General features: G+C 62.7%; 19 protein-coding genes. 5 read left to right on the top strand and 14 right to left on the bottom strand.

What is annotated here, in order from left to right:
- Positions 1–143: 143 nt before the first annotated feature.
- The 3 genes from PSEWESI4_RS13085 to PSEWESI4_RS13075 all read left to right on the top strand — a co-directional run bounded on the left by PSEWESI4_RS13085 (position 144) and on the right by PSEWESI4_RS13075 (position 3,248).
- Entirely contained in the window at positions 144–545 is a 402-nt protein-coding gene (locus PSEWESI4_RS13085; protein WP_187671641.1) for a quorum-sensing-regulated virulence factor family protein, read from the top strand.
- Between the two features lie 105 nt (positions 546–650).
- Positions 651–2,054 carry an MBL fold metallo-hydrolase RNA specificity domain-containing protein gene (locus tag PSEWESI4_RS13080; RefSeq protein ID WP_187671640.1) on the top strand — a complete coding sequence of 468 codons (1,404 nt, stop codon included), beginning with the start codon at positions 651–653 and terminating at the stop codon, positions 2,052–2,054.
- Between the two features lie 123 nt (positions 2,055–2,177).
- Positions 2,178–3,248: an LOG family protein gene (locus PSEWESI4_RS13075; protein WP_187671639.1), complete on the top strand. Its 1,071-nt coding sequence runs from the start codon at positions 2,178–2,180 to the stop codon at positions 3,246–3,248.
- A 169-nt stretch (positions 3,249–3,417) separates the two neighbouring features.
- Here the strand turns inward: PSEWESI4_RS13075 and recX are convergent, their stop codons facing one another.
- The 3 genes from recX to PSEWESI4_RS13060 all read right to left on the bottom strand — a co-directional run bounded on the left by recX (position 3,418) and on the right by PSEWESI4_RS13060 (position 5,523).
- Entirely contained in the window at positions 3,418–3,885 is a 468-nt protein-coding gene (gene recX / locus PSEWESI4_RS13070) for a recombination regulator RecX (RefSeq protein WP_187671638.1), read from the bottom strand.
- Positions 3,886–3,892: 7 nt separating this feature from the next.
- Entirely contained in the window at positions 3,893–4,936 is a 1,044-nt protein-coding gene (recA, locus tag PSEWESI4_RS13065; RefSeq protein ID WP_187671637.1) for a recombinase RecA, read from the bottom strand.
- An 86-nt stretch (positions 4,937–5,022) separates the two neighbouring features.
- A complete protein-coding gene (locus PSEWESI4_RS13060; protein WP_187671636.1) occupies positions 5,023–5,523 on the bottom strand; it encodes a CinA family protein in 501 nt (166 codons plus the stop codon).
- Between the two features lie 161 nt (positions 5,524–5,684).
- Between PSEWESI4_RS13060 and mutS the strand changes: the two genes are divergently transcribed.
- Both mutS and fdxA read left to right on the top strand, forming a co-directional pair.
- On the top strand, positions 5,685–8,264 hold the full coding sequence (mutS, locus tag PSEWESI4_RS13055; protein WP_187671635.1) for a DNA mismatch repair protein MutS: 2,580 nt from the start codon (positions 5,685–5,687) through the stop codon (positions 8,262–8,264).
- Between the two features lie 137 nt (positions 8,265–8,401).
- Complete coding sequence (gene fdxA, locus PSEWESI4_RS13050; RefSeq protein WP_187671634.1) at positions 8,402–8,725, top strand: ferredoxin FdxA; 324 nt, start codon at positions 8,402–8,404, stop codon at positions 8,723–8,725.
- 433 nt (positions 8,726–9,158) lie between these two features.
- Here the strand turns inward: fdxA and rpoS are convergent, their stop codons facing one another.
- The 11 genes from rpoS to PSEWESI4_RS25185 all read right to left on the bottom strand — a co-directional run bounded on the left by rpoS (position 9,159) and on the right by PSEWESI4_RS25185 (position 18,391).
- On the bottom strand, positions 9,159–10,163 hold the full coding sequence (rpoS, locus tag PSEWESI4_RS13045; RefSeq protein WP_187671633.1) for an RNA polymerase sigma factor RpoS: 1,005 nt from the start codon (positions 10,161–10,163) through the stop codon (positions 9,159–9,161).
- 101 nt (positions 10,164–10,264) lie between these two features.
- Positions 10,265–11,101, bottom strand: coding sequence for a peptidoglycan DD-metalloendopeptidase family protein (locus tag PSEWESI4_RS13040; RefSeq protein ID WP_408004311.1), 837 nt, complete (start codon positions 11,099–11,101; stop codon positions 10,265–10,267).
- A 156-nt stretch (positions 11,102–11,257) separates the two neighbouring features.
- The gene (locus PSEWESI4_RS13035) at positions 11,258–11,935 is read right to left on the bottom strand and encodes a protein-L-isoaspartate(D-aspartate) O-methyltransferase (protein ID WP_456243215.1); all 678 of its coding nucleotides are present in this window, start codon (positions 11,933–11,935) and stop codon (positions 11,258–11,260) included.
- Positions 11,935–12,684 carry a 5'/3'-nucleotidase SurE gene (gene surE / locus PSEWESI4_RS13030; RefSeq protein WP_187671631.1) on the bottom strand — a complete coding sequence of 250 codons (750 nt, stop codon included), beginning with the start codon at positions 12,682–12,684 and terminating at the stop codon, positions 11,935–11,937. The genes PSEWESI4_RS13035 and surE overlap by 1 nt, the downstream gene beginning before the upstream one ends.
- Positions 12,672–13,730 (bottom strand): tRNA pseudouridine(13) synthase TruD, encoded by a 1,059-nt coding sequence (truD, locus tag PSEWESI4_RS13025; RefSeq protein ID WP_187671630.1) that lies wholly within the window; start codon positions 13,728–13,730, stop codon positions 12,672–12,674. The genes surE and truD overlap by 13 nt, the downstream gene beginning before the upstream one ends.
- Positions 13,727–14,200 (bottom strand): 2-C-methyl-D-erythritol 2,4-cyclodiphosphate synthase, encoded by a 474-nt coding sequence (gene ispF, locus PSEWESI4_RS13020; protein ID WP_187671629.1) that lies wholly within the window; start codon positions 14,198–14,200, stop codon positions 13,727–13,729. The genes truD and ispF overlap by 4 nt, the downstream gene beginning before the upstream one ends.
- Positions 14,201–14,474: 274 nt before the next feature.
- Positions 14,475–16,427, bottom strand: a complete 1,953-nt coding sequence (locus PSEWESI4_RS13015) for a polymer-forming cytoskeletal protein (RefSeq protein WP_187671628.1) — start codon at positions 16,425–16,427, stop codon at positions 14,475–14,477.
- 15 nt (positions 16,428–16,442) lie between these two features.
- On the bottom strand, positions 16,443–17,096 hold the full coding sequence (locus PSEWESI4_RS13010) for a hypothetical protein (RefSeq protein ID WP_187671627.1): 654 nt from the start codon (positions 17,094–17,096) through the stop codon (positions 16,443–16,445).
- Positions 17,093–17,443 carry a hypothetical protein gene (locus PSEWESI4_RS13005; protein ID WP_187671626.1) on the bottom strand — a complete coding sequence of 117 codons (351 nt, stop codon included), beginning with the start codon at positions 17,441–17,443 and terminating at the stop codon, positions 17,093–17,095. Before PSEWESI4_RS13005 ends, PSEWESI4_RS13010 begins: the two co-directional genes overlap by 4 nt.
- Before the next feature lie 28 nt (positions 17,444–17,471).
- Positions 17,472–17,945, bottom strand: a complete 474-nt coding sequence (locus tag PSEWESI4_RS13000) for a pilus assembly FimT family protein (protein ID WP_187671625.1) — start codon at positions 17,943–17,945, stop codon at positions 17,472–17,474.
- Entirely contained in the window at positions 17,942–18,391 is a 450-nt protein-coding gene (locus PSEWESI4_RS25185; protein WP_328821880.1) for a type IV pilin protein, read from the bottom strand. The genes PSEWESI4_RS13000 and PSEWESI4_RS25185 overlap by 4 nt, the downstream gene beginning before the upstream one ends.
- Between the last annotated feature and the right edge of the window lie 639 nt (positions 18,392–19,030).

The following is a 19,030-nucleotide window of genomic DNA, read 5'->3' as shown; positions in this document are numbered from 1 at the left end:
GAAAGAGCGATTTGCGCCTCGCTCGGGTAACACTCGGCGCAATCGCCGGTCTGAGCAATACATCCGCCATTGTGCCCGGCAGGCGACAGCCAGCCGTGACCCCGCGCACAATATGCATTCGTCCCATCGTTCAGGAGAACCCCATGCGCTTCATCGTTCCCGCCATCACCCTGTTCCTGGCCATCCCCGCCGTCCACGCGGCGAGCCTGAAGGACCATGAGCTGGTCCGGATGCTGGATAACGTGGCCCGGGAAAGCAGCGTCGGCACCCCGCGGGCGATCAATGAAGACATTCTCGACCAAGGCTACACCGTGGATGGCCACGAACTGGTCAACCACCTCAGCGTACGCACCTCCCACGCCCAGCAGATGCGCGCCAACCCAGACAGCGTGCGCGCACAACTGGGCGCCAGCGTCTGCCGCAATGCCGGTTACCGCCAGTTGCTCGCGCGCGGAGCGGTATTGCGCTATGAGTTCACCGAGTACAAGACCAATCGGCCCGTGACCAGCGAACGCTTCGAGAAGAGCGATTGTGGCATCCAGTAAACGCTCCATGCCCCGGCAGCCAGCCGGACACTGATGCATGTCAAGGTACCCCTGGCCGATTGTTGGCAGCCTGAGCGGCACAACTCACACAGGGAGAAGTTCACCATGGCTCTGATCAAGTTCCTCGGCGCCGTCCAGCAGGTCACCGGCTCTTGCTACCTGATCGAAAGTCGCGATGGTGCCAAGGTATTGCTCGAATGCGGCATGCGTCAGGGGCGCCGCGAAGAGGAACAGGGCAACCGCGCCGCCTTTCCCTTCGACCCGGGCAGCCTGGATGCCGTGGTGCTGTCCCACGCCCACCTCGATCACTGCGGCCTGCTGCCCAGGCTGGTCGCCGAGGGCTACAAGGGGCCGGTCTTCGCCACCGATGCCAGTTGCGATCTGATGGAGCTGATCCTGCAGGACGCCGCCTACTTGCAGGAAAAGGACGCCGAATGGGAGAACAAGTGGCGCGCGCGACTGGGCAAGGCGCCGCTCGAACCGCTGTACACCGTCGCCGATACCGAGCAGGCCCTGAGCCAGCGACGGGCGCTCCCCTACGGTGAACGCCACGAGGTCGCGCCGGGCATCTGGATCACCTACCACGACGCGGGGCACATCCTCGGCTCGGCCATCGTCGAGATGGAAATCCACGACCACCACCTGACCCGCCGCCTGGTGTTCTCCGGCGACCTAGGCAACACCTGCTCGCCGCTGATGCACGATCCGAGCGTCCTCACCGAGGCCGACCTGATCCTCATGGAATCCACCTACGGCGACCGCGACCACCGGCCCAGCGAGGAAACCCTCGACGAACTGGCGGACATCCTGCAAGCCGCCCACAAGGACGGCGGCAACGTGCTGATCCCGGCATTCGCCGTCGGCCGCACCCAGGACCTGATCTACTACCTCGGCCGCTTCTACCAGGAAGGTCGCCTGCCGCAGCGCGCCGTGTTCCTCGACAGCCCCATGGCGATCCGCGCCAACTCCATCTACACGCGCTTCTACGACCAGCTCAACGGCCTCGACCCGTCCCTGCCCTACGCCCACAAGATCCGGCGCATAGAAGACTGGCTGCCAGTCCTGCACTGCACCCAGACGCCCGAGGAGTCGATGGCGATCAACCGCTTCAAGAGCGGCGCGATCATCATCGCCGGCAGCGGCATGTGCACCGGCGGACGCATCCTCCACCACTTCAAGCACAACCTCTGGCGCCCGGAATGCCACCTGATCTTCGCCGGCTTCCAGGCACGCGGAACCCTCGGCCGCGCCATCGTCGACGGCGCCCAGAACGTCAAGCTGCTGCACCAGCGCATCGCTGTGAAGGCCAAGGTGCACACCCTGGGCGGCTTCTCCGCGCACGCCGGGCAATCGCAACTGATCGACTGGGTGAAACACTTCGATCATCGTCCTGAGCTTTACTTGGTTCATGGCGAGCGGGAAAAGATGCTGGCCCTCCAGCAAGCCCTCGAAGAACGCCTCAACTGGCTCGCCACCATTCCTGAACCGGGAGAACAGATCGCAATCTGAACCAGCCCCACCGGCGCCTCGCGCCGACAGCGCCGGGCCCGCACGGAAGGGTCCGGCCGGCGCCGCCGACGGCGCCCCGCAGTATCCATGAGCTCCGGGCTCAGAAGTACAAGGAGAAGTCGCATGCCTTACGAACCGGATGACTACCTGTCCCGCCACTTCCAGATCAGCGGAATCGACCTCGCCAGCAAGGTCGACGAACTCATTCAGCTCAGCACCCCGAGCACCAGCGCCAACCTCAACCTGTACCGCGACATGCTGGTCACCGTGATCCGCATGGCGCAGGCCGACCGCAACCGCTGGGACGCCAAGATCATGCTGCAGACCCTGCGCGAGATGGAGCGAGCCTTCAGCACCCTCGAACAGTTCAAGCGCCGTCGCAAGGTCACCGTCTTCGGCTCGGCGCGCACCCCGGCCAACCACCCGCTCTACGCCCTGGCACGCCAGTTGGGTACTGCCCTGGCACGCCACGAACTGATGGTGATCACGGGCGCCGGGGGCGGCATCATGTCCGCCGCCCACGAAGGTGCCGGACAGGAATACAGCCTGGGCTTCAACATCACCCTGCCCTTCGAGCAAGGCGCCAACGCCACCATCGAAGGAACCGACCACCTGCTGTCATTCCACTTCTTCTTCCTGCGCAAGCTGTTCTTCGTCAAGGAAGCCGACGCCCTGGTGCTGTGCCCCGGCGGCTTCGGCACGCTGGACGAAGCCCTGGAAGTGCTGACCCTGATCCAGACCGGCAAGAGCCCCCTCGTGCCGGTGGTGCTGCTCGACCGGCCCGGCGGCAGCTACTGGAAGGAAGCACTGGAGTTCATCGACCGCCAACTGCTGGGCAACGGCTACATCATGCCCAGCGACATGCACCTGATGCGCCTGGTGTACAGCGCCGACGACGCGGTCGAGGAAATCGCCCAGTTCTACCGCAACTTCCACTCCAGCCGCTGGCTCAAGGACAAGTTCGTCATCCGCCTCCACCATGCCCTGAGCGATGCCGCCCTGAAGCGGCTGGACACGGACTTCGCCGACCTCTGCAAGACCGGCGGATTCAACCAGCAACCCTTCTGCGAAGCGGAAAGCGATGAACCCGAACTATGCGAACTACCGCGCCTGGCCTTCGCCTTCAACGGCCGCGACCACGGCCGCCTGCGCGAGTTGCTCAACGCCATCAACCAGCCAAGCGCCTGGGCATGAGTACTGGGAGCCGCAGCCCGGATGCAATCCGGGAACACCAACGACTCTACCTGGAGATATGACGACGCTCCCGTAGGAGCGCGCCATGCGCGCGATTCGCGGGCATGGCCCGGGCAAATCGGAACCACGCCCAGCACTGTTCGCGGCCATGGGCCGCTCCTACGCTCCCTCAATCGTCGAATGTGCCGCCACGCAACAAGCGGCCGATCCATTCCTGGGGATAGCCACGCTGGGCAAGGAAACGCATCTGCCTGGCACGTTCGCGCGGATCGCCAGGCAGGTTGCCGGCGAACTTGCGCCGCCAGGTCTCGGCCAGCAAGCCGCGCCAGTCGAGGTCGCTTTCGCGCAGCGCGGATTCGATGTCCGCACGCGGCAAGCCACGCTGCGCCAATTCCTCGCGGATACGCAGCGGGCCGTAGCCGGAACGGGCACGGGAAGAAATGAAGCTTTCCAGATAACGGGCCTCCGAAAGCAGCCCCTCTTCCGTCAGACGGTCGAGGGCGCTTTCGATCAGCTCCGCCGGTGCGCCACGCTGGCGCAACTTGCGGGTCAACTCGACGCGCCCGTGTTCGCGGCGCGCCAGCAGATCCATGGCGAACCGCCGTACTGCAGCAGGCGTGTCGAGCACGGCGGTCATGGGCGGGTCAAGCGTCGATATCGGCCAGGTTGTCAGCCATGCTACCGGCAGCGGCGGCGGTGCCGTTGTTCAGCAGCTTCTCGCGGATCTGCCGCTCGATGGTGCTGGCGATTTCCGGGTTGTCTTCCAGGTACTTGGCGGCGTTGGCCTTGCCCTGACCGATCTTGCTGCCCTGGTAGCTGTACCAGGCGCCGGACTTCTCCAGCAGGCCTTGTTGAACACCGAGGTCGATGACCTCGCCGCTGCGGTAGATGCCCTTGCCATAGAGGATCTGGAACTCGGCCTGGCGGAACGGCGGCGACACCTTGTTCTTCACCACCTTGACGCGGGTTTCGCTGCCGGTCACTTCCTCGCCTTCCTTCACCGAACCGATGCGACGGATGTCCAGGCGCACGGAAGCGTAGAACTTCAGGGCGTTACCGCCAGTGGTGGTTTCCGGGCTGCCGAACATCACGCCGATCTTCATGCGGATCTGGTTGATGAAGATCACCAGGCAGTTGGCGTTCTTGATGTTGCCGGTGATCTTGCGCAGGGCCTGGGACATCAGGCGCGCCTGCAGGCCGACGTGGGAGTCGCCCATCTCGCCCTCGATCTCGGCCTTGGGCACCAGGGCGGCCACGGAGTCGACGATGATCACGTCCACCGCGTTGGAGCGCACCAGCATGTCGGTGATCTCCAGGGCCTGCTCGCCGGTGTCCGGCTGCGACACCAGCAGATCGTCGACATTCACGCCGAGCTTGGCGGCGTAGTCCGGGTCCAGGGCGTGCTCGGCGTCGACGAAGGCACAAGTGGCGCCTTGTTTCTGCGCCTCGGCGATCACCGACAGGGTCAGGGTGGTCTTACCCGAGGATTCCGGGCCATAGATCTCGACGATCCGGCCTTTCGGCAGGCCGCCGATGCCAAGGGCGATGTCCAGGCCCAGGGAGCCGGTGGAGATGGCCGGGATGGCCTGGCGCTCGTGATCGCCCATGCGCATTACCGCGCCCTTGCCGAACTGCTTCTCGATCTGCCCCAGAGCAGCGGCCAACGCGCGCTTCTTGTTCTCGTCCATTGGAATCCTCACGTGATCAAAGAGGCCTGCCGGCCGCCAACAACTGTATAAGTAGACAGTATTATTCCACAGGGCAAATCGCTCGCCTACCCCTGCGCCGGATTTTCTCCATCGGCCAGACGAATGAGCCCCGACAATGCGGCCTCGACCGTCTGTCGGCGCACCGCTTCGCGATCGCCGGCGAACAGCCGGCACTCGCTGTACAGCAGCGGGCCATCGCCCCAGGCCAGCCAGACGGTGCCGACCGGCTTCTCCGGGGAACCGCCGTCCGGCCCGGCAATACCGCTGACCGCCACCGCGAAGCGCGCCCCGCTGTGGGCCTGGGCGCCCCGTACCATGGCCTCGACCACCTCGCGACTGACCGCCCCGACCTGCGCGAACAGCTCGGCAGGGACCTGCAACTGGGCGGTCTTCTGCGCATTCGAATAGGTGACATAACCAGCCTCGAACCAACCCGAACTGCCGGCGATCCGGGTAATCGCCTCGGCGATGCCGCCGCCGGTACAGGATTCGGCGGTGGTGACCTGGGCCCCGAGCCCCAGCAGGCGCGCGCCGAGTTGCCCGGCGAGTTGGGTGATGGCTTCCACGGGAACGCTCCAAAAATAGGAAAAGCCATACCCTACACCAGATAAAGGTACGCCTGCCGCGAGCGAATCCCGTGGTAACCTTACCGGCTATCCGGGCCAGCGCCGCCACTGGCAATTCGCTGGCCATCCCCATTCCAGAGCCATTTTCAGCCGATCATTCGATGAACATCGCCGCCCAAGATTTCTCCGCCCACACGCCAATGATGCAGCAGTACTGGAAGCTCAAGAACCAGTACCCGGCCCAGTTGATGTTCTACCGCATGGGCGACTTCTACGAGCTGTTCTACGAGGATGCCAAGAAGGCCGCCAAGCTGCTCGACATCACCCTCACCGCCCGCGGCCAGTCGGCTGGACAGAGCATCCCGATGGCCGGCATTCCCTTCCACTCGGCGGAGGGCTACCTGGCCAAGCTGGTCAAGCTCGGCGAGTCGGTGGTGATCTGCGAGCAGATCGGCGACCCGGCCACCAGCAAGGGCCCGGTGGAACGCCAGGTGGTGCGCATCATCACCCCCGGCACGGTCAGCGACGAGGCACTGCTCGACGAGCGCCGCGACAACCTGCTGGCCGCCGTGCTGGGCGACGAGAAACTGTTCGGCCTGGCCGTGCTGGACATCACCAGTGGCCGCTTCAGCGTCCAGGAACTGAGCGGCTGGGAAAACCTGCTCGCCGAACTGGAGCGCCTGAATCCCGCCGAGCTGCTGATCCCCGACGACTGGCCCCAGGACCTGCCCGCCGAGAAACGCCGTGGTTCGCGCCGTCGCGCGCCTTGGGACTTCGACCGCGACAGCGCGCGCAAGAGCCTCTGCCAGCAGTTCGGCACCCAGGATCTGAAGGGCTTCGGCTGCGAGAACCTGACCCTGGCCATCGGCGCCGCCGGCTGCCTGCTGGCCTACGCCAAGGAAACCCAGCGCACCGCCCTGCCGCACCTGCGCAGCCTGCGCCATGAACGCCTCGACGACACGGTGATCCTCGACGGCGCCAGCCGCCGCAACCTGGAGCTGGACACCAACCTGGCCGGCGGCCGCGACAACACCCTGCAATCGGTGATGGACCGCTGCCAGACCGCCATGGGCAGCCGCCTGCTGACCCGCTGGCTGAACCGCCCGTTGCGCCAGCGCGAGGTGCTCGAAGCGCGCCAGGACTCGATCAGTTGCCTGCTCGACCGTTATCGCTTCGAGCGCCTGCAACCGCAGTTGAAGGAAATCGGCGACATCGAACGCATCCTCGCCCGTATCGGCCTGCGCAACGCCCGCCCCCGCGACCTCGCGCGCCTGCGCGATGCCCTGGCCGCTCTGCCGGAGCTGCAAGAGGCGATGGCCGACCTGGAGGCGCCGCACCTGCACGAGCTGGCCCGCAACATCCGCACCTACCCGGAACTCGCGGAACTGCTGCAGAAGGCAGTCATCGACAACCCGCCGGCGGTGATCCGCGACGGCGGCGTGCTCAAGCGCGGCTACGACCCGGAGCTGGACGAGCTGCTGTCGCTGTCCGAGAACGCCGGCCAGTACCTGATGGACCTGGAGGCCCGCGAGAAGGCGCGTACCGGGCTGTCGGGCCTGAAGGTCGGCTACAACCGCATCCACGGCTACTACATCGAACTGCCGCGCATGCAGGCCGAACAGGCTCCCGCCGACTACCAGCGACGCCAGACCCTGAAGGGTGCAGAACGCTTCATCACGCCGGAGCTCAAGACCTTCGAGGACAAGGCTCTGTCCGCCCAGAGCCGTGCCCTGGCCCGGGAGAAGCAGCTCTACGAAGAGCTGCTGGAAATCCTCATCGGCCAGCTCGCCCCGCTGCAGGACACCGCCGCCGCCCTGGCCGAGCTGGACGTGCTGAGCAACCTGGCCGAGCGCGCGCTGAACCTCGACCTCAACCGCCCGCGCTTCGTCGACGAGCCGTGCATCCGCATCGAGCAGGGCCGCCACCCGGTGGTCGAACAGGTACTGACCACGCCCTTCGTCGCCAACGACCTGCAACTCGACGACAGCACCCGCATGCTGATCATCACCGGCCCGAACATGGGCGGTAAATCCACCTATATGCGGCAAACGGCGCTGATTGCCCTGCTCGCCCATATCGGCAGCTTCGTGCCGGCGGCCAGTTGCGAACTGGCGCTGATCGACCGCATCTTCACCCGCATCGGCTCCAGCGACGACCTGGCCGGCGGCCGTTCGACCTTCATGGTGGAGATGAGCGAAACCGCCAACATCCTGCACAACGCCACCGACCGCAGCCTGGTGCTGATGGACGAGGTTGGCCGTGGCACCAGCACCTTCGACGGCCTGTCGCTGGCCTGGGCGGCCGCGGAACAGTTGGCCAAGCTGCGCGCCTACACGCTGTTCGCCACCCACTATTTCGAGCTGACCGTGCTGCCGGAGAGCGAACCGGCGATCGCCAACGTGCACCTCAACGCCACCGAGCACAACGAACGCATCGTGTTCCTCCACCACGTGCTGCCCGGCCCGGCCAGCCAGAGCTACGGCCTGGCGGTGGCGCAACTGGCCGGCGTGCCCGGCGAGGTGATCCAGCGCGCCCGCCAGCACCTGGCCCGCCTGGAAACCACCAGCCTGCCGCACGAGGCGCCCCGCAACGACACAGGCCAACCGCTCGCCCCAATCCAGAACGACCTGTTCGCCACCTTGCCGCACCCGGTGCTGGAAGAGCTGCAGCGGCTCGACCCGAACGAGGTGACACCACGGCAGGCACTGGAGCTGCTGTACGCCTGGAAAGCAAGAAGCTAACCCGCAAGCCGCACAAGCTGGTAGAATCCCGCGCGCTTCGGGAAGCGACGGCCTCCAGCCTGGGTCGTGAGTATAATTCCCGAGCCGAGGAGCCCTTTCCGTGACGGGCTCCCAGCCGTCTGAGGAGAGAACTGAAAATGACCTTCGTCGTCACCGACAACTGCATCAAGTGCAAGTACACCGACTGCGTGGAAGTCTGTCCGGTGGACTGCTTCTACGAAGGCCCGAACTTCCTGGTGATCCACCCGGACGAGTGCATCGACTGTGCACTGTGCGAGCCCGAGTGCCCGGCCCAGGCCATTTTCTCCGAGGACGAAGTACCGGAGGAGATGCAGGAGTTCATCGAACTGAACGCCGAACTGGCGGAAGTCTGGCCGAACATCACCGAGAAGAAGGATGCGCTGCCTGACGCCGAAGAGTGGGATGGCGTAAAGGACAAGCTGCAACATCTGGAACGCTGATTGGCCGCCCGGAATGCCAAAGGCCCGCGAAATGCGGGCCTTTTCATTTTCTGCAGGCAAAAAAAGGGGCGGTTTTACCCGCCCGCTCTTTTGTCCATAGTCCCTTTCTCTCCGGACCCATCTTCCTGATGCATCGCTTCATGCGATTTCCTGACCGCCATCCTTGGTGGCCTGTGCCGATCCATCGACACAGTGAAGATATTAGCGCGCGATCCCTGCCTAACAAGCCCTCCCTTACGGCTTGATCGCCTGCGGGGCGCTTTTCCAGAAACATGGAATATAAATGAAATCAAGCAACTGGATCTCCAGATGAAAAGGCAGTGGCGGTTTTCTGGCGATCCCCATCAGCACAGGCTTACACGCCTTGTAAGCAATGGCTTACATCAGCGATAAAAAAACCGGCACTTGGCCGGTTTTTATTACGACTCCAGTCTCACTGGAACAGCGCGTCGCTCGACAAGCCATTCTTCTCCAGAATCTCGCGCAAGCGCTTCAAGGCCTCGACCTGGATCTGCCGCACCCGTTCCCGGGTCAGGCCGATTTCCTGGCCGACCTCTTCCAGGGTGCAGCTTTCATGGCCACGCAAGCCGAAACGGCGCACCACGACTTCGCGCTGTTTCTCGGTGAGTTCGGAAAGCCATTGGTCGATGCTCTGCGACAGGTCGTCGTCCTGCAGCAGTTCGCACGGATCGGAGGGACGCTCGTCGGTCAGGGTGTCGAGCAGGGTCTTGTCGGAATCCGGCCCGAGCGAAACGTCGACAGAGGAAACCCGCTCGTTCAGGCCCAGCATGCGCTTGACCTCCGCGACCGGTTTTTCCAGCAGGTTGGCGATTTCCTCGGCGGAAGGCTCGTGGTCGAGCTTCTGGGTCAACTCGCGGGCAGCCCGCAGGTAGACGTTGAGCTCCTTCACCACGTGGATCGGCAGGCGGATCGTGCGGGTCTGGTTCATGATCGCCCGCTCGATGGTCTGGCGAATCCACCAGGTGGCGTAGGTGGAGAAACGGAACCCCCGTTCCGGATCGAACTTCTCCACCGCCCGGATCAGCCCGAGGTTGCCCTCCTCGATCAGGTCGAGCAGGGAAAGCCCCCGGTTGACGTAGCGGCGGGCGATTTTCACCACCAGGCGCAGGTTGCTTTCGATCATGCGCTTGCGACCGGCCGGATCGCCCTTTTGCGCAAGGCGCGCAAAGTGCACTTCTTCGTCCGGGGTCAGTAGGGGAGAAAAGCCGATTTCGTTGAGGTAGAGCTGGGTGGCGTCCAGCGCTCGGGTGTAGTCGATGTACTTGTGCTGCTTCAGTGCTGCCGCGCCCTTTGGTTTGGCGCGCTTGACGGGAGCTTCGGGCTCCTCGCTCAGCACTTCCTCCAAGACAAAAGCAGGCTCCATGAGGAGAACTTCGTCGTCAAAGTCAAACTCCGGCGCTTCTTTGTTGAGTGCCATTGTTGTACGTCCCTTGCTGAGTTCAACCGCGAACCCGGGCGGCGCCTCCGTGGCATCACCTGGGTCCGTCCTCCGACGCGGTCGGACGGACGGCCCGCAAGTCAACGCTTGGGCAGGTATTGCAAAGGATCTACAGGCTTGCCTTGGCGGCGAATCTCGAAGTGGAGTTTCACTCGGTCCGCCCCTGTCGATCCCATCTCGGCAATGGTCTGTCCGGCCTTGACCTGCTGTCCCTCCCGTACCAACAGCCTGCGGTTGTGACCGTAGGCGCTCACGTAGGTGTCGCTATGTTTGATGATTACCAACTCACCGTAGCCCCGTAAACCACTCCCGGCGTACACCACAGAACCATCAGACGCAGCCAAAACAGGCTGGCCTAATTCCCCAGCGATATCAATTCCTTTATTCAAACTGCCGTTTGAGGAAAAACGCGCGATCAGAGGACCGTTCGCAGGCCATGCCCAACCCGATGCGGAGCGCGCCACGGGCTGGATCGGCGTTTGCGCCGGCGTGGCGGCGGGCGGGGCCGGAGCCGCCGCAGTCGGCCTGGCCGGGGTTGCCGGGGCCACCGGAGCGGCGGGCTTGGCGGCAGGCGCGGGCGTGGTCCTGGCGACGTTGCCAGTGGCGGGCGGACGCCCATCGAAACGGATCACCTGGCCGACGCGGATGGTGTAGGGAGAAGCGATATTGTTGCGGGCCGCCAGGGCCTTCCAGTCCCAGCCATAGCGGAATGCGATCGAATAGAGGGTATCGCCGCGCTGCACCACGTATTGCCCGCTGGTCACCGGCGGACGTGCCGCCACGGGCGCGCGGGTGTTGCGATCCACCACCTGAACCTGGCCCGATGGTGTGCTGCAGCCGGCCAGTAAAGCGCCGAGGATGGCTCCGCCGAGAAGGCCCCGAATGCTGCCCACGCGAATCCGCTGCTGAATGGCTATGAGCCTCACCCCTCTCTCCCTTTCAGGTGCCCCAACGCTGGTGGCAGATCGAACAGAAAAATACCAGATGCAATCGGTAGCGACATGCCCGCCAGCACGGCATGGCAAACCACTCCAGGCATCGGACAAGCGCCGCGGTGAAAAGTCCCCGGCCGATCAAACGGCCGGGCCCTGCAGCAGCGGAACGAAGCGCACCATGTCCAGCAGATGCCGGGAGAAGCCCTGTTCCTCGCGAACGATCAACTGCAGTTGCTGCAGGTCGCCGGCACCGACCGGGATCACCAGGCGGCCGCCCGGCGCCAGTTGGTCCAGCAGCGCCTGCGGCACTTCGGCAGCGGCCGCCGTGACGATGATGCCGTTGTAGGGCCCCAGGGCGTTCCAGCCTTCCCAGCCGTCGCCCCAGCGGAACACCACGTTACGCAGCTTGAGTTCGGCCAGGCGTTCCTTGGCGCGGTCCTGCAGGCCCTGGATGCGCTCGACGGAAAACACCCGCTCGACCAGTTGCGCCAGCACCGCAGTCTGGTAGCCGGAACCGGTACCGATCTCCAATACCTTGTCGAGCGGCCCGGCGGCCAGCAGCAACTCGGTCATCCGCCCGACCATGTAGGGCTGGGAAATCGTCTGGTTGTGGCCGATCGGCAGGGCGGTGTCCTCGTAGGCGCGATGGGCCAGCGCCTCGTCGACGAACAGGTGGCGCGGCGTGCGGCGGATCACTTCGAGCACCTGGGCGTTCGACAGGCCCTCTTCGTAGAGGCGCTGGATCAGCCGCTCACGGGTGCGCTGGGAAGTCATGCCGATACCCCGGCGCTGCAGGTCGTCCTGTTCGCGAGCCATCAGCGTAAACCTCCCACCCAGGATTCGAGGCCGGAAAGCGCCTCTCGGCAGGTGTGATCCAGTTGCAGGGGCGTGATCGAGACGTAGCCCTGCATGACGGCATGGAAGTCGGTTCCCGGCCCACCATCCTCGGCATCGCCGGCCACCGAGATCCAGTAGCCTTCCTTGCCGCGCGGGTTGACCGACTTGACCGGCGCCGCCGCCCGGGCGCGATGGCCGAGGCGGGTCAACTGGATGCCACGGATATTGGCGAGCGGCAGGTTGGGGACGTTCACGTTGAGCACGGTACGCGGCGGCAGGTCGAGGCTTTCGTGCGCCTCCACCAGCAGGCGGGCGAAATGCGCCGCGGTCGCCAGGTTGTCCGGCTGGCGCGACAGCAGCGAGAAGGCGAAGGCCGTACGGCCGAGGAAACGCCCTTCGACCGCCGCCGCCACGGTGCCGGAATAGAGCACGTCGTCACCGAGGTTGGCGCCCAGGTTGATGCCGGACACCACCATGTGCGGGGTGTGCTCGAGCAGGCCATTGAGGCCCAGGTGAACGCAATCGGTCGGCGTGCCATTGACGCTGATGAAGCCATTGCCCAGGCGTTGTGGATGCAGCGGGCGGTCCAGGGTCAGGGAACTGCTGGCGCCGCTCTTGTCCTGGTCGGGGGCGACCACTACACACTCGGCGTAATCCTCAAGCGCAGCATGCAAGGCGGCGAGGCCGGGAGCGTTCACCCCGTCGTCATTGGAAATCAGAATACGCATGAATTGTCCGTCTGCCCCGCCGGCAGCAGATCGACGAGTTCGCGTACCACAGCGGTAGCGAAGCATCCGGCCGGCAGGACGAATTCCAGTTGCAACACGTCAGGTTCGGGATAATGCCACGTCAAACCGCCGATGGGGAGGCGCAGGATACGCCGTTCGTGCGTCATGCCCGCTTCGACCAGCCAGTCGCGCAACGCTGCCTCGCGTGCCGCCACCGCCTGCTCCAGCGCCTGTCCCCGCCCCGCCGCCGGAGACTCGCCCGCGCCCCACAGGGGGCCGGTGGGGTGCAGGTCGAGGATGGCCAGGCGCGGGTCCGAGCATTCGTCCTCGCCGGCCATGAAGAAGCTGCGGCTGTCGGTGAACGCCAGCAGGTCGCCGACCTCCGCCCGGTTCCAGCTACCCTCGGCGACCCGCTCGGCGAGCACGCGGTTGAACAGATAGCTGCGCGCCGCCGAGAGCAGTCGCGAACGCAGGTTGCGTTGCTCCGGCAGTTCGTGGCGTTCGGCGAAAGCCCGGGCATCGACGACATTGCCGCCGCCATGCCCGAAACGCTGCAGGCCGAAATAGTTCGGTACGCCGTCTGCACGCAACCGTTCCAGGCGTACATCGAGCGCCGCACGGTCGGCCTCCAGGCGGGTCAGGCGCAGGGTGAAGCCGTTGGCCGAATGGGCGCCACGCTGCAGCTTGCGCTTGTGGCGCAGCGCCTTGAGGATGGCCAGCGTCGGCCCTTCGGCGGCGGACAGGTCGGGATCGGCCTTGCCCGGCAGGTGCAGGCTGAACCACTGGCGGGTCAGCGCCTGGCGATCCTTGAGTCCGGCATAGCTGATCGCCCGTTGCGGCACGCCAGCGGCGCGGGCCAGGCGCCGCGCCGCCTCCTCGGTGTTGAGACCGCGCTTCTCCACCCACAGCCAGAGATGCTCGCCCTCGCCGGCCAGGGGGATATCCAGCACTTCGTCGACTTGGAAGTCCTCCGCGGTCGCCTTTAGCTGCGCACGTCCGCAGGGCTCTCCATGGGCTCTGGTGCCCAGCAGTTCGAGTTCGTTCATGCCGGCAGCAACAGGGCCACGGCGTGCACCGCGATACCTTCCTCTCGTCCGGTGAAACCGAGCTTCTCGGTCGTGGTGGCCTTGACGTTGACCGCGTCCAGTTCGACCCGCAGGTCTTCGGCGATCAGCGTGCGCATGGCTCCGATGTGAGGTGCCATCTTCGGTGCCTGGGCGACGATGGTGGCGTCGACATTACCGACCCGCCAGCCCTTGGCCTGGATCAGGCCAACGACATGGCGCAGCAGCGCACGGCTGTCGGCCCCCTTGAAGGTTGGATCGGTGTCCGGGAAATGCTTGCCGATATCGCCCAGCGCCGCCGCGCCCAGCAGCGCATCGGCAAGCGCATGCAGCAGTACGTCGCCGTCGGAATGGGCGATCAAGCCGAATTTGTGGGGAATTCGCACACCGCCGAGGGTGACGAAATCCCCCTCTCCAAAGCGGTGCACGTCGTAACCATGGCCGATACGCATAAAAAGGTTCTTCGTGGATTCAGGGGAAAGAGCGGGTTGGCCACTCGGGAAGCAAGTGGACCGTCCCATGCTCTGCCAGCGTGCATGCTATTGATCCTGCTCGATTCTGGCCAGGCCATGACGCCGTAGCCTGTCGTCAATCCGACAATAGCACCCTGCCGATTCCGCTCCGTCGGAGCGCGCGAACGCTCGACCGGAGCTGATCAAACCCACGACCTACAGCTATCACCCGTTCATTCACGGGTACGGACCAGGAGGTCTTTTCACAGCATTCTTAGAGATAACGTACCCATTTGGCCTTGGCGGTGGCGACAGCATCGCAGTTGGATGTGCACTCCTCGCCCATGCCGGGAACCTCCCCGGGAGCATACCCCTCGGGAAGATCGTTCAGATCGAGCGTAATATCGTTTCCGAATTCGTTTTTCCCATCCTCACCCCAGCCAGCAGCACTTATGTAGCCACGAATCGTGCTGTCACCACTGCTCGATAGAAGATTGCCAGCTATTACACTTCCGGATATCTCACTTTGGCTTCCAAGTTTGATATCCCCACCTTGGAGCTCGCCATCGACAATCCCGCCGGCGAGCAACCCAATATTCCCTACCGCATTGTTTTTCAGGGAACCCTTTTCCATATCGCAAAGATTGGAGGGATAGAGATCGGCAAAATCTCCGGTGGGATTCCTTGGATATTGCACAGCACAGATAATCTTGTATCCACTGTAGTTGACTGACGAAACAGCTACTTCGCCCCCCGTACTGATCGACCGGGTAGACACGAATGTGTTGTAGTAGCGTCCGTTCTGAATTTTCAGATCTCCCTCGAACCACATGACACCTGGGGCCAGGTTCTTGCCAGCAAGCGTCCATTCATTACGCTTGTAGGTAATGCAGCCTTGCTCCGACGCATGTCCCTGGCAGATGGTGCGGTCAGGCTCGACCGGCTCAATGCACCTCGAGTTGGAGTCTACGGAGCTGCAGAGATAGTCCTTCCTTCCTCGATGATCGCGTTTATAGTCCCCTAGGTAATAGACACCATCGGCAAGTCCATTGACGCTTTTCACTGTAACTCGACGCTTGCGCCCTTCAAACTCGAATACGTAGTTGGCCGCTTCCTTGAACTTGTAGGCGTCCACCGTTGGCCTCTGGGGCATATCGAATGGCTGGAGCTCCGTCATTAGCTGAAAGATCACATCCTTTGGCGCTTGCACCTTCGAATTTCTTGGACAGTTGTTGACCGCCTGCGCTCGAATGCTCCCGAACCCGCTCCAGGTTTCACTATGGCAAGTCACGGTTGCCTTGCTATTCACTTCATTGACCGTAAGCCATGACCTTATGGAGATATCCCCGATAGCGTTGCTTATCCCTGTAATGCCCTTGTTCAAGGTAGTGGTCTTTCCAGCCACCAGGTAACCATGCCTATCCCCACCCGCCTCGATCAGGCCCAGGGCGTTACCGGTATCGACGGAGCCATTCGTGATCCGCAGGTTACTGTTGGTGCTGAGCTCCCCACTGTGCCCACCACTGGAAGTGGTGATATCGCCCAGCGCAGAGCCCTTCATCACAGATGCCGAGCCTGACAGCTTCAAGGTGCCGTTGGCGAAAACCTCCCCGACCCTGGAGCTGCCACTGATCTCGATATCCTTGGTTGCGCGCAGCGACTCGATTCCGGAGACAGAGCCTTTCAGGGTCGCCGAGCCGTCGACATTGATCTTCGAGTTATCCTTGCCTTTTATATCAATGTCTCCAGACAGGTTGAGGTCATCGTAGAGGTTGATGACACCATCATGGTCCGGACTTCTTCTCGTTCCGGGAGAAACACTATAAGTAGCCCGGACGACCGTTGCAGAGCGTGCGCCTTCGTGCCTGTTACGAATATCGGTGGTGATTTCGTATATCTTGTCCTGGTCATCGCTAGCGGGGTGCAGGACATTGACGACTGTCGCGGTCAGTTCGTTGTCACCCAGTTCTACATCCAGCTTTTTCCCTTTCGGCAGGCTTGCCAGTTGGTGCTCATCCACGGCGATACTTTCGAGATAGCGGCGAAATACCTCAACACCGCTCCAGGCTCCAGCCTGCGAGTGGGTCGCCGCGTGAACCGCCACCTGCCTGTCCTGATTACCTCGAACACTGAATATCAACGACAGGGCAATCGCCGCCAAGGCAAATGCTGTTATCAGAACGATCAGAACGGTCGCCGCGCCTCGCTGATAGAAAGGAGATCTCATGATGGTCAGTTCCTATTAGGAGTCGGAAACAGGAATATTGAGGAGACAAATGCTGTAGCTGACCGGCGCTGCAGAAGCCCCGGCGTGCTGGGTCGAACTGGGTGCCGACAGGATGACGATCGGGTGGTTTTCAGATTCCCCCAAGGCGCCGAATGGCGAACAGGCCTCTTCATCCAGGGTGATCCGTAGTTGCCTGGCAGTCTGGTTCTTGAAGCGCAGCAAATCTTCACCCAGAACCCACTCGAAACTTGCCAGGCCGGCAGTTTCCGAGCAGTCGTTCGCGAGCAGGCGCGACACCACACGCATGGGCTGGCTGCTGTCCGGGTCGGTATCGGCACGCTCGACCACCCCGGCACAGGTCAGTGCCCCACCATCCTTGAATCGCCAGAGGAGTGCCTCCTCACTTCCATGTTCGGGTAACGAGATCGGGCTCTTGACCAATGCGGGGCTAACCGTCGCATCCAGCCCATAACCCGCTCCCTGGATGTCCATTTGCAGTGCGGTCAGCGCTGTCGCCAGCTCGCCATCCTGGAAGGCGCCGCGCGAGGCCTCGGCACTGATGGAGATCAGCGTCCTGAAACTGGTCATCATGACCAGGATCACCAGGAGCGAAATCAGCAAACCGACCATCATGCTGATCAGCGTCACCCCCTGCTGCCACCGGCTCATGAACCACCACCCACGACAATGGGCATCTCTTCGCTACCCAGGGAAACCGTCAAGGTAAGGGGGGCGGCTATATTCGCCAGCTTTTGCCCGCCGACCTCGATGTCGATCGGATCACAGCCACTTACTGAAACCCCTATCGGGTCAGACGAAGTCGGCAGACTGATGGATGGCGCCTCGGCGCACAGATTCACGCCTTCGGTGCCATTGCGTTGCAACAGATCACGCATCTGGGCCACCGCCAACGCTTGCAGGTTCGTATTGCGCTGGTTGACCACCGACGTGGCGACCGCCAGGGTGAGCCCCAGGCAGAGCAGCGACATGATGGCCGCCCCGATAAGTGCGTCCATCAGTACGTAGCCACGCTGACGGTACAGTTCAGTAGAGCGAAATGGAGACACTGGAGTGTCCATATCGAAGTTCGAGATCGTTGTTGGTCGCACAAGTCTTCTCCGGCAACAGGTTGCCCCGATTGTCAAAGGCGAAGCAGGAGACTTCCGTTGTTCCTCCTCCTCGAAGGCTCTTGAGCCGGCTTGGCAGAGCGGACTTCCAAAGCTCGGTCGAAGAGCAACTTGCGGGCGTGTCTGCGTCCCTTGCAACACGAACACCTAGAGCGCCGTCATTCAGGCAGAGAAAACTCACCACTTGATCGCCATGCGCACCATGTCGATTACGCAAGGCAGCGGCCTTGGCCCGGCCATAGGCTTCCCGCCAGATGCTTTCCGCACTGTTCAGTTGCGCGCGCTCCGTCCAGCCCGATGCAAAAGGCGCCGCGAGCATGATCAACATCGCCATGACGGCTATCGTCACCATCAGCTCGATCAGCGTGAAACCGCTGGCGCGTTGCATCATTGCCAGTCCCCTCCGCCATAAGGGCATTTGCTGCTGCCACGCTCCCCCTCATTGTCGATGCTCATCGTGCAGCCTTTGGCTTTGCCGCTGCTCGCTGTGCCTATGGCGGTGGCCTTGTAAGTGGAGCCACTCGAGACCACCGAATAAGTGAAACTTTTCTCCGATGGCTGCCACGCACCGAACTTGCCTTTTACGGCCTCCGTACTCTTGAACTCACCAGCGGGATAGGCCATCGAACGCTGATAGCTGGCCTCGATCACCATGCTCAGAGCGACCAGATCGACCTGCGCGGCCCGAATACGGGATTTGGTAATATAGGAGTCGTATGCCGGCAAAGCGATGGCAGCCAGAATTCCGATGATAGCTACGCCTATCAACAACTCGATAAGCGTGAAACCAATCTGCCTGGAAAAATAAGAACAACTTGCACACATGAGACGGCTCACTTTAAGAAAGCTCTTAAAAGGTTCTACGCAAGACTCTGCACAGGCACATTATTAGCCTAGAGAGCTTGAAAGAACCTACGCCGACTTATGTAAAATCCGTATAGATTCACACTTAATTGGCGAGCTTGATAAGTTCTGGATTTATTCCACCAACACCATCAAAAAAAGCGTGCCTTATTGATATTTCAGAATATTCTTCTGGATCAGATATACCCGTAATGCCTCGACCAGAAAACATCCACGTGATCGACAGGGCGCAACCATGCGAGTTATCCGGATGTAGGACAGTGCCACGATGGTGGAAAACGCTTCTCGGTTTTCCACCCTACAAAGGCGCCATGACAACGCTTCCGCATGGTGCCGCAGTGACGTAGCCCGGATGCAATCCGGGGCACACAGGCAGGGCCGTAGGGTGGATGTCGCTTTTCACATCCACCGGCTGATGGTGGAAAACGCTTCGCGGTTTTCCACCCTACAAGGGCGTCATGACAACGCTTTCGCGTGGTGTCGCAGTGACGTAGCCCGGATGCAATCCGGGGCACACAGGCAGGGCCGTAGGGTGGATGTCGCTTTTCACATCCACCGGCTGATGGTGGAAAACGCTTCGCGGTTTTCCACCCTACAAAGGCGCCATGACAA

This window comes from Zestomonas carbonaria, assembly GCF_904061905.1.
Classification (GTDB): Bacteria; Pseudomonadota; Gammaproteobacteria; order Pseudomonadales; family Pseudomonadaceae; genus Aquipseudomonas; species Aquipseudomonas carbonaria.
This window is presented reverse-complemented; position numbering and strand designations above follow the sequence as displayed.